This is a genomic window from Indolivaga alginatilytica, assembly GCF_003201355.1.
Lineage (GTDB): Bacteria > Bacteroidota > Bacteroidia > Bacteroidales > Dysgonomonadaceae > Dysgonomonas_A > Dysgonomonas_A alginatilytica.
The window spans coordinates 56,384-72,300 of record NZ_QICL01000012.1; the positions used below are offsets into that span (position 1 = coordinate 56,384).

The 15,917-nt window shown below is 37.3% G+C and carries 15 protein-coding genes; 11 read left to right on the plus strand and 4 right to left on the minus strand.

The window, feature by feature from the left end; all coding sequences use genetic code 11:
• The first annotated feature begins 9 nt into the window (after positions 1-9).
• Positions 10-816, plus strand: coding sequence for a hypothetical protein (locus CLV62_RS10640; RefSeq protein WP_110310766.1), 807 nt, complete (start codon positions 10-12; stop codon positions 814-816).
• 64 nt (positions 817-880) lie between these two features.
• Here the strand turns inward: CLV62_RS10640 and CLV62_RS10645 are convergent, their stop codons facing one another.
• Complete coding sequence (locus tag CLV62_RS10645; protein WP_110310767.1) at positions 881-2,074, minus strand: saccharopine dehydrogenase family protein; 1,194 nt, start codon at positions 2,072-2,074, stop codon at positions 881-883.
• 476 nt (positions 2,075-2,550) lie between these two features.
• Between CLV62_RS10645 and atpD the strand changes: the two genes are divergently transcribed.
• From atpD to atpG, 9 genes are all read left to right on the plus strand, one after another.
• Entirely contained in the window at positions 2,551-4,077 is a 1,527-nt protein-coding gene (atpD, locus tag CLV62_RS10650) for a F0F1 ATP synthase subunit beta (protein ID WP_110310840.1), read from the plus strand.
• A 62-nt stretch (positions 4,078-4,139) separates the two neighbouring features.
• Positions 4,140-4,385, plus strand: a complete 246-nt coding sequence (gene atpC / locus CLV62_RS10655) for an ATP synthase F1 subunit epsilon (protein ID WP_110310768.1) — start codon at positions 4,140-4,142, stop codon at positions 4,383-4,385.
• A gap of 3 nt (positions 4,386-4,388) precedes the next feature.
• Positions 4,389-4,799, plus strand: coding sequence for a hypothetical protein (locus tag CLV62_RS10660; RefSeq protein WP_110310769.1), 411 nt, complete (start codon positions 4,389-4,391; stop codon positions 4,797-4,799).
• Positions 4,792-5,883 carry a F0F1 ATP synthase subunit A gene (atpB, locus tag CLV62_RS10665; protein ID WP_110310770.1) on the plus strand — a complete coding sequence of 364 codons (1,092 nt, stop codon included), beginning with the start codon at positions 4,792-4,794 and terminating at the stop codon, positions 5,881-5,883. Before CLV62_RS10660 ends, atpB begins: the two co-directional genes overlap by 8 nt.
• A 300-nt stretch (positions 5,884-6,183) precedes the next feature.
• Positions 6,184-6,438, plus strand: coding sequence for an ATP synthase F0 subunit C (gene atpE, locus CLV62_RS10670; protein WP_050708158.1), 255 nt, complete (start codon positions 6,184-6,186; stop codon positions 6,436-6,438).
• 17 nt (positions 6,439-6,455) lie between these two features.
• Entirely contained in the window at positions 6,456-6,956 is a 501-nt protein-coding gene (gene atpF, locus CLV62_RS10675) for a F0F1 ATP synthase subunit B (protein ID WP_110310771.1), read from the plus strand.
• Between the two features lie 6 nt (positions 6,957-6,962).
• Positions 6,963-7,517, plus strand: a complete 555-nt coding sequence (locus CLV62_RS10680) for a F0F1 ATP synthase subunit delta (protein ID WP_110310772.1) — start codon at positions 6,963-6,965, stop codon at positions 7,515-7,517.
• Positions 7,518-7,601: 84 nt separating this feature from the next.
• Complete coding sequence (atpA, locus tag CLV62_RS10685) at positions 7,602-9,188, plus strand: F0F1 ATP synthase subunit alpha (RefSeq protein WP_110310773.1); 1,587 nt, start codon at positions 7,602-7,604, stop codon at positions 9,186-9,188.
• Positions 9,189-9,277: 89 nt separating this feature from the next.
• Entirely contained in the window at positions 9,278-10,186 is a 909-nt protein-coding gene (gene atpG, locus CLV62_RS10690) for an ATP synthase F1 subunit gamma (RefSeq protein WP_110310774.1), read from the plus strand.
• 71 nt (positions 10,187-10,257) lie between these two features.
• Here atpG and CLV62_RS10695 read toward each other — a convergent pair whose 3' ends face one another.
• Positions 10,258-10,713 (minus strand): hypothetical protein, encoded by a 456-nt coding sequence (locus CLV62_RS10695; RefSeq protein ID WP_110310775.1) that lies wholly within the window; start codon positions 10,711-10,713, stop codon positions 10,258-10,260.
• 120 nt (positions 10,714-10,833) lie between these two features.
• Between CLV62_RS10695 and CLV62_RS10700 the strand changes: the two genes are divergently transcribed.
• Positions 10,834-13,482, plus strand: coding sequence for a glycoside hydrolase family 78 protein (locus CLV62_RS10700; protein ID WP_110310776.1), 2,649 nt, complete (start codon positions 10,834-10,836; stop codon positions 13,480-13,482).
• Between the two features lie 83 nt (positions 13,483-13,565).
• Here CLV62_RS10700 and gap read toward each other — a convergent pair whose 3' ends face one another.
• Together gap and CLV62_RS10710 are read right to left on the minus strand one after the other, a co-directional pair.
• On the minus strand, positions 13,566-14,570 hold the full coding sequence (gene gap, locus CLV62_RS10705) for a type I glyceraldehyde-3-phosphate dehydrogenase (RefSeq protein WP_050708164.1): 1,005 nt from the start codon (positions 14,568-14,570) through the stop codon (positions 13,566-13,568).
• A gap of 311 nt (positions 14,571-14,881) precedes the next feature.
• Entirely contained in the window at positions 14,882-15,868 is a 987-nt protein-coding gene (locus tag CLV62_RS10710; protein ID WP_110310777.1) for an endonuclease I family protein, read from the minus strand.
• Positions 15,869-15,917: the final 49 nt, after the last annotated feature.

Genomic DNA, 15,917 nt, shown 5'->3' on the forward strand with positions numbered 1-15,917 from the left:
TAAAATCATATGAAAAAAAAATATTATATATCCATACTATTCTTATTTTGTTATCCTCTTTTTGCCTTTTGCCAGGTCGGCATAAATACGGTAAGCCCTTTAGGCGTTTTCCATATCGATGCTAAAAGTAATAATACATCATCCGGCAGTAACAAATACGAAGATGATATACTGGTTACCCCAGATGGTGATTTAGGGATAGGATTAATAGCACCTACAGGAAAGGTACATATAAAAACAACTGGCACCGTACCCGGTTTCCGACTCGAAAACGGATCTCAACAGCAAGGGAAAATATTGATATCCGATGAATCGGGCTACGGTACTTGGGGCTCTTTAACTATCGGTAGTGGCTCTATATTATGGAGAGTGAAAAATCCGGCTTTTTATTTTAGCGGCACTTCGCAAAAATTTTATGCATCGAGTCTCAACGAAGTCGATTTCTCTTCAAATATAAAAGGAGTAGTCAGCTATGACACTCAATACCTAAGTATACCTCCCGGTAAATATTTATTTTTCTGGAGGGGAGACCTTGTCGGCATAGAAGAATATATGAAAGTCGATATAACCGCATATTATGCTTCTGCACCTGCAATGCCCATAAAAGTAGTTAGCCCTCTTTATGAACATTATCTGTCGAGTGTCGCATATTATAATATTCTTGAGTTTGCAAAACTAGAAATAAACGTACAGATGCTAAATGCAAATAATAATGTAGGCCCGGGATACACACTTCCTATTGATGGATACTTTAATCCACCTTTAACCAATTCGGCTTGGTATGAGTTGGTTCTTCTTAAATTAGACATTGATTAATAAAACAACAAACTCGGGGCAAGTTGCTCCGAGTTTGTTGTTTTAAGGTATCATCCCCTTTGCATTACATCTCCAAATCAATATCAAACAATTCGTGCCAAGGCAGTCCTTGTATATTTAATTGTTCCATGAACGGATCGGGATTAAATTCTTCGACATTGAATACTCCCGGTTTACGCCAAAGACCTTTAAAGAACATCATTGCTCCAATCATTGCAGGCACACCCGTTGTATAGCTTACGCCCTGCATGCCTGTTTCTTTGAATGCAGCCTCGTGCGAACAGTTGTTATATATATAATAGGTACGTTCTTTACCATCCTTTATGCCGGTGATACGACAACCGATAGATGTTTGACCTGTATAGTTTTCGCCAAGCTCTCCCGGATCGGGCAATACAGCTTTCAGAAACTGAATCGGAACGATCTCTACACCATTATATATAATAGGGTCGATACGAGCCATTCCGATGTTCTGAATTACACGCAGGTGAGTCAGGTATTCTTGTCCGAAAGTCATCCAGAAACGGGCACGTTTCAATGTGGGGAAGTTTTTCACCAGCGACTCCAATTCTTCGTGATAAATTACATATGACTCCTTCGGTCCGATATTTGGATAATTCAAAGGTTTATGAATTTCGTGCGGCTCAGTTTCTACCCATTCTCCATTTTCCCAGTATTTCCCTTTTTGAGTAACCTCACGGATATTGATTTCAGGATTGAAGTTAGTAGCAAAAGCCTTTCCGTGATCTCCGGCGTTACAGTCTACAATATCTAGTGTATGTATTTCATCAAAATGATGTTTTGCAGCATAGGCCGTAAAAACACTTGTTACTCCCGGATCGAATCCACAACCTAGAATTGCAGTTAAACCAGCTTCTTTAAATTTATCTTGATAAGCCCATTGCCAGCTATATTCATATTTAGCTTCATCTTTAGGCTCATAATTGGCTGTATCTAAATAATTGACGCCACACGCCAAGCAAGCATCCATAATAGTCAAATCCTGATACGGAAGGGCTACATTTATCACCAACTCGGGTTTAAACGAATTGAATAACCTGATCAAATCCTCTACATTATCAGCATCCACCTGAGCTGTTTGAATTTTACCTCCCCCAATAGTTTGGGCAATGGCATCACATTTCGATTTGGTGCGGCTGGCAAGCATTACTTCCGTAAATACTTCCGGATTTTGAGCGACCTTATGCACTACGACAGTGCCTACACCCCCTGCTCCAATAATTAAAACTTTACCCATTTTAGAAATTGTATTAAAAAGCCTATTGTTAATTTATATTTAAAAAATAGTAAGTACACTTATTTTTCCTACAAAAATAAAACTTAAAAATGAAATATTGGCTATATTTGCTTCAACAATCATACTAAACGTAGCGTAATAAGAGAATATTCATTACTTTCGGGAATAACATTATTGCAATGATCTCTTAAGAATGACAGTTATTAAAAACTATGGTTGATTGTAAAAAAAGAATTTCTTAAAGAAGAATTTCCGATAACCTGAAAAGCATAAAATAATTAATTGTTGTTGCGTTTTACTGCGAACATCGTTTTTCTGGCACACCTGTCAGTAAAATCCCTGCACAGTAAACTTAAGGTCGCAGACCTTTTTATTGCTTTGGCTGATTATAATAACCAGAGATCGCTATAATTATAAAATATAGCAATAAATATTTAATGCTACTTGTAAGAGAAAAAAATAAAAAATATATAATTATGTCACAATTAGTAGGTCGTATATCTCAGGTCATAGGTCCAGTGGTGGATGTCTATTTTGAGCAAAAAGAAGGTTCAGCACCAAACTTACCCCAGATATATGAAGCATTACACGTTCAAAGACCCAACGGTAAAGTTTTAATTATTGAAGTGCAACAACACATTGGAGAAAACACTATTCGCGGTGTTGCAATGGACAGTACGGATGGTTTAAGAAGAAATCTTGATGTTATTGCAACCGGTAAAGCTATAACTGTTCCGATCGGTAATCAGGTAAAGGGTCGCTTACTAAATGTGGTAGGAGAAGCTATTGACGGGATGGAAAGCCTTGATAATTCGGCAGGATTACCAATTCATAGAGAACCGCCTAAATTTGAAGATCTTATAACTTCTCGTGATGTATTATTTACCGGGATAAAGGTTATCGACTTATTAGCACCTTATGCAAAAGGAGGTAAAGTTGGTCTTTTTGGTGGAGCAGGAGTTGGTAAGACCGTATTAATTATGGAGCTTATCAATAATATTGCTAAAAAACACAACGGATATTCGGTATTTGCCGGAGTTGGAGAGCGTACCCGTGAAGGTAATGACTTACTTCGAGAAATGATCGAATCGAACGTTGTCCGTTACGGTGATGAATTTAAGAAAAGCATGGAAGAAGGTCATTGGGATTTATCTAAAGTAGATCCTAAGGAACTTGAAAAATCACAAATATCGCTCGTATTCGGGCAGATGAATGAGCCTCCGGGCGCACGTTCGTCAGTAGCTCTTTCGGGGCTGACAGTTGCGGAATCGTTCCGTGATGCAGACCACGAAGATGGTGCACCAAAAGATATATTATTCTTTATTGACAATATTTTCCGTTTTACGCAAGCAGGATCTGAGGTATCGGCACTATTAGGTCGTATGCCTTCGGCTGTGGGCTACCAACCTACCCTTTCTACAGAGATGGGAGCTATGCAAGAGCGTATTACTTCTACAAAGAACGGATCTATCACATCTGTTCAGGCCGTTTATGTGCCTGCGGATGACTTGACCGACCCTGCTCCGGCGACAACATTCTCCCACTTGGATGCAACTACAGTATTGAGCCGTAAGATTACGGAACTTGGTATTTACCCTGCGGTGGATCCACTGGATTCTACATCACGCAGCTTAGACCCAAATGTGGTTGGACAAGAACATTACGATGTGGCTCAACGTGTAAAACAAATATTACAAAGAAATAAAGAACTTCAGGATATTATCTCCATACTTGGTATGGAAGAACTTTCGGATGAAGACCGTCAAACAGTAAACAGAGCAAGACGTGTACAACGTTTCTTATCTCAGCCATTTAATGTGGCTACTCAGTTTACAGGTGTTGCAGGTGTAATCGTAGATATTCAGGACACTATTAAAGGATTCCAGATGATACTTGACGGTGAGGTAGATAACCTACCTGAACAAGCATTCTTAAATGTGGGAACTATCGAAGAGGCTATCGAAAAAGGTAAAAAGCTAATGGCTCAAGCTTCTAAAGGCTAATAATCAGTTAACAGTGAGCAGTCAACAGTTATTTGATTACATGTAACTTATAAGTCAAAGCAATGAAAGAATTACAATTAAAGATAGTTTCACCCGAAAAGATGTTGTTTCAAGGAGCAGTTTTATCCGTAAAACTACCGGGAACAGAGGGGGAGTTCAGCATATTACCCGATCATGCTCCACTTATATCTTCTTTGCATAAAGGTGAAATTTCGTACGAAATAGAAAAAGGTTCGCCTCAGAAAGTAGTCATCGAAAGTGGATTCGTTGAAGTCAAAAAAAATATAGTTACCGTTTGCGTAGAATAATTTATGAATATATTCAAAACAAAACTAATTATATCTATAATTGCCTTCGGTCTCATAATCAGTGGTTGCATTGGGGTTGGTCTGTCCTGCTTTTTGCCCACATTTGATTGGAATTGGTTTGTAGGTCTTACCATATTTTATCTGATAATAGAATCGTTGGTAGTATCTCTGGTCGAAAAATGTAGTCAGAAGAAAGATAAAAAACAGTTAGTAAACATGTATATGCTAACCAAAGTCATAAAAGTTATTACTTCGCTGATCTTTGTTACTGTGTATGTGCTTACCGTGAAAGAAAACATCAAAGCTTTTGTAGCTGTTTTTATATTATTTTATTTATTATACCTGATCGCCGAAACATTCATCTTTATGAAAGTCGAGAAGCGTATCAAAGAAAAAAATAGTAGCAATGAATAGCCGATTAAAATACATATTTGTACTGGTATGCTTATTCGTGATGGGAAGTACATCTTCTTATGCATCGTCTGAGGAGCATTCTTCAGAAGGTGAAAAAAGCTTGAATGTAAAAGAATTAATTCTTGATCACCTTGCAGATTCTTACCAGTGGCATATCACAACTTGGGGAGATCATCCAATTGTCGTTTCACTTCCTGTCATAGTTAAAGGCGAAAACAGTGGATGGAATGTATTCTCTGCTGCCAGATTCGATCATGGACATTCTGCATATAAAGGCTTCTACATTGCTCAGGAGGGCGATTATAAAGGGAAGATTGTAGAAAAGAATGCATCAGGTGATGAAATCAGACCATGGGATATTTCTATTACAAAAAATGCCTTTGCTTTACTTGTTTGCAGTATAATAACTCTTGTTCTTATAATGTCTGTCGCCAGATGGTATAAAAAGAATTCTACTGCTGAAAGTCCCAAAGCACCTAAAGGTTTTATAGGATTCATGGAAATGTTTATCATGAGTGTGAATGATGATATTATTAAGCCATGTGTGGGTAAAAATTACAAGAAATTTGCACCTTATTTATTGACAACTTTCTTTTTTATATTCATCAATAATATAGCAGGATTAATTCCAATCTTTCCTTTCGGAGCTACCGTAACAGGGAATATAGCTGTCACTTTAGTATTGGCATTGTTTACTCTGGTTATAGTGAATATATTTGGGACAAAGGAATACTGGAAAGAAGTATTTTGGCCAGAAGTGCCTACATGGCTTAAACCGATTATGATACCTATTGAAATTGTAGGTGTATTTACAAAGCCATTCGCATTGATGATTCGTCTCTTTGCAAATATTTTGGCAGGACACTCTATTGTACTGGGATTAGTATGTTTGATCTTTTTGACTGTAAAACTAGGAGTAGCAATCAACTCATCAATGACTGTGGTGTCTGTTGTCTTGACAATATTTATCAGTTTTGTTGAAATTTTGGTTGCCTATATTCAAGCATATGTATTCACCATGCTATCAGCAGTATTTATCGGTTTAGCACAAGCGGAACCGCATCATGCTAAAAAACATGAGTAAGAGGAAGTGAGAGCCAAATTGTTTTATCTATCTGTAAAAGATGAAAATATGACATTAAAAGGTAACAATAAACAAAGAGAAAAATAAACATGTAAAAAGTGTCACTTTTGTAACCTTTGTAACCTTTTTCAACATTAACGGCTCAGATACAACAACTTATACAGAGCCAAAAAGTAACATTTATGTAGTAGTTTTTGTCACTTTATTGATTACTTTTTGTCACAGATGTTACTTTATTGTGGAACTTTTATAAAGAAATAAATAGAAAACAAATAATTAAATAACTAAAAGAATAAAATTATGTTACTATCAACTATTCTACAAGCAGCAGCTGAAGCTGGTGCAGGACTTACAGGTTTCGGAGCAGCTCTTGGAGCAGGTTTAGCAGCTATCGGTGCAGGTCTGGGTATCGGTAAAATTGGTGCTTCTGCAATGGAAGGTATTGCTCGTCAACCCGAAGCTAGTGGGGATATTCGTATGTCTATGATTATTGCAGCAGCCCTAATCGAAGGTGTAGCTCTATTTGCTGTAGTAGTTTGTGGATTTATCCTATAAAACAATTAAATTAAAAAATTATGCTTTTACAACCTGAAGCCGGTCTTTTATTTTGGATGTTTCTATCTTTTGGGATCGTTTTTGCCGTATTGGCAAAATTCGGCTTTCCCATTATCACAAAGATGGTCGAGGATCGCAATGCGTACATCGAAAAATCTTTAGATGCAGCCAAAGAAGCCAATAAACAATTGGCTCACATAAAAGAACAAAGCGAAGCTATATTAGCTTCAGCCCGTGAAGAGCAGGTGAAAATCTTAAAAGATGCTGAAAGCACCAGAACACGTATAATCAACGAATCAAAAGAATTGGCTCGTGCCGAAGGATTGAAAGAGCTGGAGGAACTTAGAAAGCAAATGAAGCTAGAGAAAGAGGACGCAATCAAAGACATACGTCGCCAGGTTGCAGATCTTTCGGTAGACATTGCTGAAAAAATAATCCGCAACAATCTGAATAGCAACACTGAGCAAATGGCTATGATAGACCGTTTGATTGACGAAAGTATGGTATCTAAATCTTAATATAATATGAATTCAGGAATGGTATCTATGCGTTATGCGCGAGCTTTGTTTAGCTATGCTTTGGAGAATAAAGCGGAGGATGTGATCTTTTCAGAAATGAAAAGTCTATCTGAAAGCCTCGCCGGTAGTCCACAACTTCGGGCAACACTAGATAATCCTGTACTGAGTACAAGGGAAAAACTGGAACTTATAAAACTTGCTGCCGGCTCAACCGTGAGCGATGTATTTGTTCGGTTTATCCAATTGGTATTGCATCAGAGAAGAGAAAACCATCTGCAAACGATCAGTTTAGTATACTTAGATTTATACAGGAAATATAAGAATATAAGTGTCGGAAAATTAGTAACGGCATGTCCTGTCGATGATACTACTATAAATAAAATTAAGCAACTGGTTCATGAAAAAGAAGAGGGTACAATTGAGTTTGTAACCGAAGTGGATCCTAAACTAGGCGGTGGTTTTATTTTATATATTGGTACTTATAGACTTGATGCCAGTGTGGCTTCTCAATTGAACAGAATAAAGAGTCAATTGATGAGTAAGAATAAAAAAATTGCATAGTAACCTTATGTTGTAACAGGCTTTGGTTACAATGTCCACCAAAGCAATAAAATAGGTCTGAGACCTTAATACAAGGAAATAAATATGTCTGAAAATATAAAAGCTAGTGAGGTTTCTGATGTGTTGAAGATGCAGTTGGATGGGATTGACAATCGTATTCAATTAGACGAGGTAGGCGTTGTCCTTTCGGTAGGAGACGGAGTCGCCCGCATCTATGGTCTCAATAACGCAGAAGCCAATGAATTATTAGAGTTCGACAATGGTGTGAAAGCTGTTGTGATGAATCTCGAAGAAGATAATGTAGGAGCAGTTTTACTAGGATCGAGTAGCCAGATTAAGGAAGGTTACAACGTCAAGAGAACAGGTCTTATTGCTTCAATTAAAGTCGGTGACGGATTGCTAGGTCGTGTTATTACACCTCTGGGTGAACCTATCGATGGAAAAGGAGATATAACAGGCGAATTACTGGAAATGCCTCTGGAACGTAAAGCTCCGGGAGTTATCTACCGTCAGCCTGTAACCCAACCTATGCAAACCGGTCTTAAGGCTATTGATGCCATGATTCCGATTGGTAGAGGACAACGTGAGTTGATTATCGGTGACCGTCAGACAGGAAAAACAGCAATAGCGATTGATGCCATCATCAGTCAAAAAGCAAATTACGATGCAGGAGATCCTGTATATTGTATCTATGTTGCAATCGGTCAGAAAGCTTCTTCTGTTGCCAACATTGTTGAAACATTGAAAGAGAAAGGAGCATTAGAATACACAATTATCATTGCAGCAACAGCTGCCGAACCCGCTGCGATGCAGTATTTCGGTGCATTCTCGGGTGCTGCCATTGGTGAATACTTTAGAGACACCGGTCGTCACGCCTTAGTGGTTTATGATGATTTATCGAAACAAGCGGTTGCTTATCGTGAAGTTTCATTACTTTTGAAAAGACCTCCGGGTCGTGAAGCATATCCCGGTGATATTTTCTATCTGCACTCTCGTCTATTGGAACGTGCTGCTAAGATTATCGATCAGCAAGAGGTTGCCGAACAAATGAACGATTTACCTGAATCTCTAAAAGGAAGAGTTAAGGGTGGAGGTTCATTAACTGCACTTCCTATCATCGAAACTCAGGCGGGTGACGTATCTGCATATATTCCTACTAACGTAATTTCTATTACTGATGGTCAGATATTCCTGGATATTGACTTGTTCAACTCTGGTTATCGTCCTGCAATTGATGTAGGTATTTCGGTTTCCCGTGTGGGTGGTAGTGCTCAAACTAAGGCTATGAAAAAGGTAGCCGGAACTTTGAAAATCGACCAAGCTCAATTCCGCGAACTGGAAGCATTTACCAAATTTGGTGGTGACATGGATCCTATTACAGCACATACTATTGACAAAGGACAAAAGAATGCTGCATTGCTGGTTCAACCTCAATATTCTCCGGTACCTGTTGAAAAACAAATTGCAATATTATATTGTGGAACTAATGGTCTATTGAATAATGTGCCTGTAGATAAGGTTCATGAATTCGAATCGGATTTTCTGCAAATACTAGAGATGCAATATAAAGATACTGTATTGGATGTTCTCAAAAAAGGAATTATAAATGACAGTGTAACAGCTATCATCGAAAAGGTCGCCGAAGAAATTTCGGGCAAATACAAAAAATAAGGTTTCATACCTTTTTATTACTTTGGTGCAGGGATAGGGCTTGCCTTATCCCTGCGAATAAGAATACATTATTAAATACGATCATAGTTATGGCATCATTGAAGGAAGTAAAAGATAGGATAGATTCGGTAAAAAGCACGAAGAAAATAACTTCGGCCATGAAGATGATTGCAACTGCAAAGCTGCGAAAGTCTCAGCAGGCAATAAACTCTTTTCTTCCCTACTCTACCAAACTGAATGAGATTCTGACTAATCTTTTAGCTTCTGACAGCAGTATCGATTCTGTTTATGCACAAGAAAGAGAAATTAGAAAAGTAGCCATTGTAGCTTTCTCTTCCAACTCCAGTTTGTGTGGAGGTTTCAATGCGAATGTTGTTAAAGAATTTTCTTCGGTCGTCTCTCAATGTGCTAAGATTGTAGGGAAAGAAAATATCGTTGTCTATCCTTTCGGAAAGAAAATTGCCGATTTTGCACGAAAGTCAAATTTTGCGATTGAACGGAACCCCGAATTTCAACAGATAACCGATAGACCTGCTTTTCCTCCGATATTGCAAATTTCAAAAGAGCTTGTAGATAAATTCTTGTCAAAAGAAATAGATCAGATAATTTTAGTGTATACTCACTTCAAATCGATGGGCGTTCAACAAATTAAAAGTAATGTGTATCTGCCTTTTGATTTGAAAGGAGCTATAGAGAAAGCAAGCAACGATTCAGCAACATCAAATATCAATCAGACTACTGATTATATTTTGGAACCAGAAAAGGCAGAGCTTCTATCGCATCTTATACCAAAGGTTTTAGCATCAAATCTTTTTGCAGCTTTATTAGACTCTAATGCTTCGGAAAATGCAGCACGTAGTCTTGCTATGCAGATTGCGACAGATAATGCTGAAGAATTAGTCGGTGATTTGACAATTGAGTATAATAAGAATCGTCAGGCAGCTATTACCAATCAGTTATTAGATATAATTGGTGGAGCATCTGCTTTGAGTAAATAAGACAAACTTTCATATAGAAAAGGAGTATTTGAGATTTTCAAATACTCCTTTTCTATATGAAAGTTCACCACTTATAATTTAACCATCGCTTTTTTTACCACCTTCGCATTATTTGGTAAGCGAGGTACTGTGACCGCTACAATATACCCTTCGACAACCGTAGCCATATTTGTGAAAACATATACTTCAAAAGTATAGTCTATATCATTGTGCTTTATCAGTTTTGTTTCGATTTTCGCTACCCCACTTTGCGTAGTTCCGCTTGCTAGTATAAGAGTATATTTATCAAAATCAGGTGCATTAACAGCAACCTTTGACCCGTCAACAGCTTCGATATAATCCTGCAGCTCTGCATAGTTATTTATGATATGAAACATATCTTTTTGTTTAGACAAATTCCAGCGGTAAGGCTCACCTAATACAAAATTTGAAGTAAGTATTTCTACTTCTTTATCATCATCCGAACATCCTACAAAGAGAGTTCTTGAAAACACTAAAATATAAATTAATAATAGACTTTTTTTCATAATATTTGATTGGGTATTTTATTATATTGTATATATTTTTAGTCAAATATAATGATTATCTTCGAATCATATAAAAATATAATTATCTAATTTAAATACTTAACACCCCGATTTATCAAGATGAAAAATCTTTATATATATTTCATTCTTCTCTGTATCTGCTTGGTATCCTGTACTAAAAAAACAGATCCTCCGACAAATTTACAATGTGAATATTTAGATAATCCTTTAGGGATAGATTCACATTCACCTCGTTTCACTTGGAAAATAGCACAAACTGAATTGTCACAGAGTGCATATCAAATAATGGTTAGTACCGATTCGGTTAAACTCTCTAATAGCAAAGCTGAAATATGGGATTCAGGAAAAATAGATTCTGATAGTTGTCTTATTTCCTACAAAGGTCAGCCATTGCAGCCATTTACCAAGTATTATTGGAAAGTAACTATATGGAATGAAGAAAGTAATCAATCAAAACCTTCGGATATTTCGTCTTTTGAAACAGGATTGATGACCTCCAAAAATTGGCAAGGAAAATGGATATCCGATAGTCAAAGTATAGATTATAAGCCAACCTTTTATTTTAGGAAAGATATAAATATAAACAAAGACAAAGTAGTAAAATCTGCACGAGCTTATATAACAGCAGCAGGATTATACGAATTATCTGTAAACGGGCTCAAAGCAGGCGACCGTATGCTTGATCCGATGTACACCCGATTCGATAAACGAAACTTGTATTCAACTCTTGATATAACTTCACTATTACAATCAGGAGATAACACATTTGGTGTTATACTCGGTAATGGATGGTATAATCATCAGTCAACAGCTGTATGGGATTTTGATAAAGCACATTGGCGTAACCGACCTCGCTTCCTTGTTAATATAAAGATTAACTATAAAGATGGAACAACCGATACAATTGTTTCTGATAGTACTTGGAGAATTCATGAGAGCCCTATTATATTTAATAGCATCTATACAGCAGAGCACTACGATGCTCGTAAAGAAATAGAGAATTGGAATATGCCCGATCTAAATACTACCGATTGGCAAACCGCAGTTGTTGTAGATGCTCCTTCAAAACTGATTACAAGTCAACAATTACACCCTATACGTGTAACTGAACGACTAGAACCAGTGAAAGTAGACAAAAAGAATGATACATGTTACGTCTTTAGCTTTGCCAAAAATATTGCAGGGATTATAGAGATACGTGTTCAAGGAGATAAAGACACAGAACTACGAATAAAGCATACTGAACGACTCTATGCTGATGGAAGAGCCGATATGTCGAACATAGATGTTCATTATCGCCCAACTGATAATAGTGATCCTTTCCAAACAGATATCTTCATATTAAAAGGAGGAGGAGTTAAGGAAACGTTCTCTCCAAAATTCAATTATAAAGGTTTTCAGTATGTAGAAGTTACTTCATCCAAACCAATAGACCTGAATAAAGGAAGTATAACAGCTTTAGAGATGCACAGTGATGTTCCGCAAATAGGAAGTATCAAATCATCTAATCCGACTCTGAATAAAATATGGGAAGCTACTAACAACTCCTATCTGTCGAATCTATTCGGCTATCCTACCGATTGTCCTCAGCGAGAAAAAAACGGATGGACAGGAGATTCTCATATTGCCATAGAAACAGGCTTATACAGCTTTGACGCCATCACTATCTATGAGAAGTGGATGAATGACTTCAAGGACGAACAAAAATCAAATGGTGTGCTACCTAGCATTGTGCCCACTCATGGTTGGGGATATGATTGGGGAAATGGTCCTGATTGGACAAGTGCTGTAGCCATCATTCCTTGGCAAATCTATCTGTTTTACGGAGACAGCCATCTACTTCGTAATATGTATGGTAATATAAAATTATATGTAGATCATATAACATCTATCAGTCCTCACGGAACTACCGATTGGGGGCTTGGAGATTGGGTTCCTGTAAAGACTGTTAGTAATAAAGAACTGACATCGTCTCTATACTATTATAAAGATGTAACGATACTGGCTAATGCTGCTAAAATATTCGGAAAGAAACGAGACCATGAGCATTATACCCGTCTGGCTCATAAGATACGTAATGCCATAAATAAAAAGTTCCTGAATACCGAAACCGGTATATATTGTTCGGGATCACAAACCGAACTTGCTGCACCTCTCTATTGGGGAGTAGTTCCAGAGAAGGTTAAGTCGAAAGTTGCAGGCAATCTATATAAGAAAGTAGAAGAAGATAACTTCCATATTGATACCGGTATTTTAGGAGCTAAAGCATTGCTGAATGCTCTCTCTGAGAATGGATATGCAGAAGCAGCATATACTATTGCAGCACAAGAGACATACCCTTCATGGGGTTGGTGGATTGTAAACGGAGCAACTACATTGTACGAGAACTGGAACATAGATGCAGAAAATGATATCTCGATGAACCATATTATGTTCGGCGATATTAATGCTTGGATGTACAGAGCTCTTGGAGGTTTATTCCCCGATGAGAACAAGGCAGGATTTAAGCACATACAACTACGTCCCAATTTCGTAAAGGCACTTAATCGATTTGAGGCAAAACATACTTCTCCGTATGGAGAAATTATATCATCATGGAAGCGTACCGATAAACAAATACTTTATCATCTGGTAATCCCTGCTAACAGTTCAGCTACATTATATCTACCTGAGAATATCGAAGGTGAAAAAACAATACAATTATCTGCCGGAGTTTATGACCTTGAATTGAGAGAGATCAAGAAATAAGACTTCGAGTATACTTCAAAAGAAAAAGCCGGGATCCCTAAAGGAATCTCGGCTTTTTAATATCTATAAGTTACTTAATTTAATTAAGCATTTACTTTAGCCATTCTAGCAACTAGTTCAAGAACTTTGTTTGAATAACCCCACTCATTGTCATACCAGCTAACAACTTTCACAAATGTTGGGCTCAATTGGATACCAGCTTTTGCATCGAAGATTGAAGTACGAGCATCACCGATAAAGTCAGAAGAAACAACTTCTTCGTCAGTATATCCAAGGATACCTTTCAATTCGCCGTCAGCAGCAGATTTCATTGCAGCACAGATTTCAGCATAAGTAGCTTCTTTAGCTAAGCGAGCAGTTAAGTCAACAACTGAAACGTCCAAAGTTGGAACACGGAATGCCATACCAGTAAGTTTGCCATTCAATTCAGGAATTACTTTACCTACAGCTTTAGCTGCACCTGTAGAAGAAGGGATAATGTTACCAGCAGCAGCACGTCCACCTCTCCAGTCTTTAGCCGAAGGACCATCAACTGTTTTTTGAGTTGCAGTTGTAGCGTGTACTGTAGTCATTAAAGCTTCTACGATACCGAATTTATCATTCAATACTTTAGCGATAGGAGCCAAACAGTTAGTAGTACAAGATGCATTAGAAACAAATTGAGTTCCTTTTACATATTTGCTATCATTTACACCGCAAACGAACATAGGGGTATCGTCTTTTGATGGAGCAGACATAACTACATATTTAGCACCAGCAGTAATGTGACCTTGAGCGCTTGCTTTATCTAGGAAAAGACCTGTAGATTCAACAACATACTCAGCACCAACATCACTCCATTTTAGGTCAGCAGGATTTCTTTCAGCAGTTACGCGGATAGCATTACCGTTAACAACTAATTTACCGTCTTTAATTTCAACAGTTCCGTTGAATCTTCCGTGGATAGTATCATAACGTAGCATGTAAGCCATATATTCTACATCGATAAGGTCATTGATACCAACTATTTGGATATCACTTCTACCTTGAGCTGCACGGAAAACAAGACGACCAATACGTCCGAAACCATTAATACCTACTTTAATCATTTTATTAAAAGTTTTATGGGTTAAAAAATTTATTAATCCGAAATTAACTTAATAAGTACACCATTGTATTTCTACAATTACCAAAATGACATATAACATTAATCATTTTGACCTGTACAAAAATACGCAAAAAATATATTTTTCACTAATTATTCTTCTCCAAAATTACACTTCTGAATGTCCTCTTTAGTATAATTTAGTATTGACTATTAACAAGAAACAATTCTGCAAAGTACGTGTTACAAAATAGACAGAAAACGAAGTTTATATTTTGCATTTTAAGTTTTAAGAATCAGCCGGTTCTTTTTTATTTACTTTCTGATTTTATAAATAATACTACCGGCTATGGCGCCGGCTTCCTCCATATATGAATAGATAAAATCTTTCATTTGAGGTTGCCTGTTTATCTTATCATTTTCAGAAATAACGAATGGCTGATCTTTACTCTCTCCCCAAATATGATTCACTAACTGAGGACAATCTACAAAAGGATTTCTATTGCCTTGTAGTTTATACACTTCGTTATTTCTAGCTATTTCTTTGTCGCTAACAGGGTCTTCATTATTCCACTTGATTAACATTTCGAGAGCCCACGGTTGAAGCCCCGGATAAGTTTCTGCTTGCAACATCGATTTTTTTGCATCATCTTTCCAATCATATGAGTAATCTTCATAACAGGTTAACATATAAAAGTAAACACGGGCAAAGTCTCCTTTATATTCATCTGCCGGTTCAAACACCTGTCCTCTATGCCCGTTCGGATAAGTATTGTTTCCAACCTTCGATACACCATTATCAAACTTTGTGATTCCAACCTCCCCTAGCGGTAAATTACTCTTAGCTGCATTAGCGCTATAATCAGAAGGGAATATATTATGAAGATCACCATTAGCGTCGTATGACGAATACTTATCCCTCTTCCCCCACCAACTGCGAGGCATGCAATGTTCACGATTCTGAACATTCCCTCCGACATAGGTAGTATGCTTTTCGTTGGAGTACATATCCAGAAAATAGCCATCCGAACACCAATCGGTCTTCTTAAAATAATTGTCCCACCAATAACGGGCAGTTGTGCTTTCATCAAAATCCAGATATTCATGATCTCTTATAATATCATGCATAGCAGTCTTTAAAGCAGCACCGGATAAACCATTTGCCCGATCATAATATCCGATCGATATATCTTTGATAAACAAAGAAGCGATTGCTATTATTACAGGAATCGCCCATAATAGCTTTTTTCCAAAGCCTGAGCCTTTGCTTCTCCCTTTTTTCTTTTTTCTTTTCTTTGCCACCTATAACTGCAAGGTCAAAAGACCTCTACTTTATTATTTTACCGTATCA

Bases quoted from the DNA above. Each gene is read 5' to 3' on its own strand.
- CLV62_RS10640 (WP_110310766.1), top strand. From the start codon at position 10: ATGAAAAAAAAATATTATATATCCATACTATTCTTATTTTGTTATCCT.
- CLV62_RS10645 (WP_110310767.1), bottom strand. From the start codon at position 2,074: ATGGGTAAAGTTTTAATTATTGGAGCAGGGGGTGTAGGCACTGTCGTA.
- atpD (WP_110310840.1), top strand. From the start codon at position 2,551: ATGTCACAATTAGTAGGTCGTATATCTCAGGTCATAGGTCCAGTGGTG.
- atpC (WP_110310768.1), top strand. From the start codon at position 4,140: ATGAAAGAATTACAATTAAAGATAGTTTCACCCGAAAAGATGTTGTTT.
- CLV62_RS10660 (WP_110310769.1), top strand. From the start codon at position 4,389: ATGAATATATTCAAAACAAAACTAATTATATCTATAATTGCCTTCGGT.
- atpB (WP_110310770.1), top strand. From the start codon at position 4,792: ATGAATAGCCGATTAAAATACATATTTGTACTGGTATGCTTATTCGTG.
- atpE (WP_050708158.1), top strand. From the start codon at position 6,184: ATGTTACTATCAACTATTCTACAAGCAGCAGCTGAAGCTGGTGCAGGA.
- CLV62_RS10680 (WP_110310772.1), top strand. From the start codon at position 6,963: ATGAATTCAGGAATGGTATCTATGCGTTATGCGCGAGCTTTGTTTAGC.
- atpA (WP_110310773.1), top strand. From the start codon at position 7,602: ATGTCTGAAAATATAAAAGCTAGTGAGGTTTCTGATGTGTTGAAGATG.
- atpG (WP_110310774.1), top strand. From the start codon at position 9,278: ATGGCATCATTGAAGGAAGTAAAAGATAGGATAGATTCGGTAAAAAGC.
- CLV62_RS10695 (WP_110310775.1), bottom strand. From the start codon at position 10,713: ATGAAAAAAAGTCTATTATTAATTTATATTTTAGTGTTTTCAAGAACT.
- CLV62_RS10700 (WP_110310776.1), top strand. From the start codon at position 10,834: ATGAAAAATCTTTATATATATTTCATTCTTCTCTGTATCTGCTTGGTA.
- gap (WP_050708164.1), bottom strand. From the start codon at position 14,570: ATGATTAAAGTAGGTATTAATGGTTTCGGACGTATTGGTCGTCTTGTT.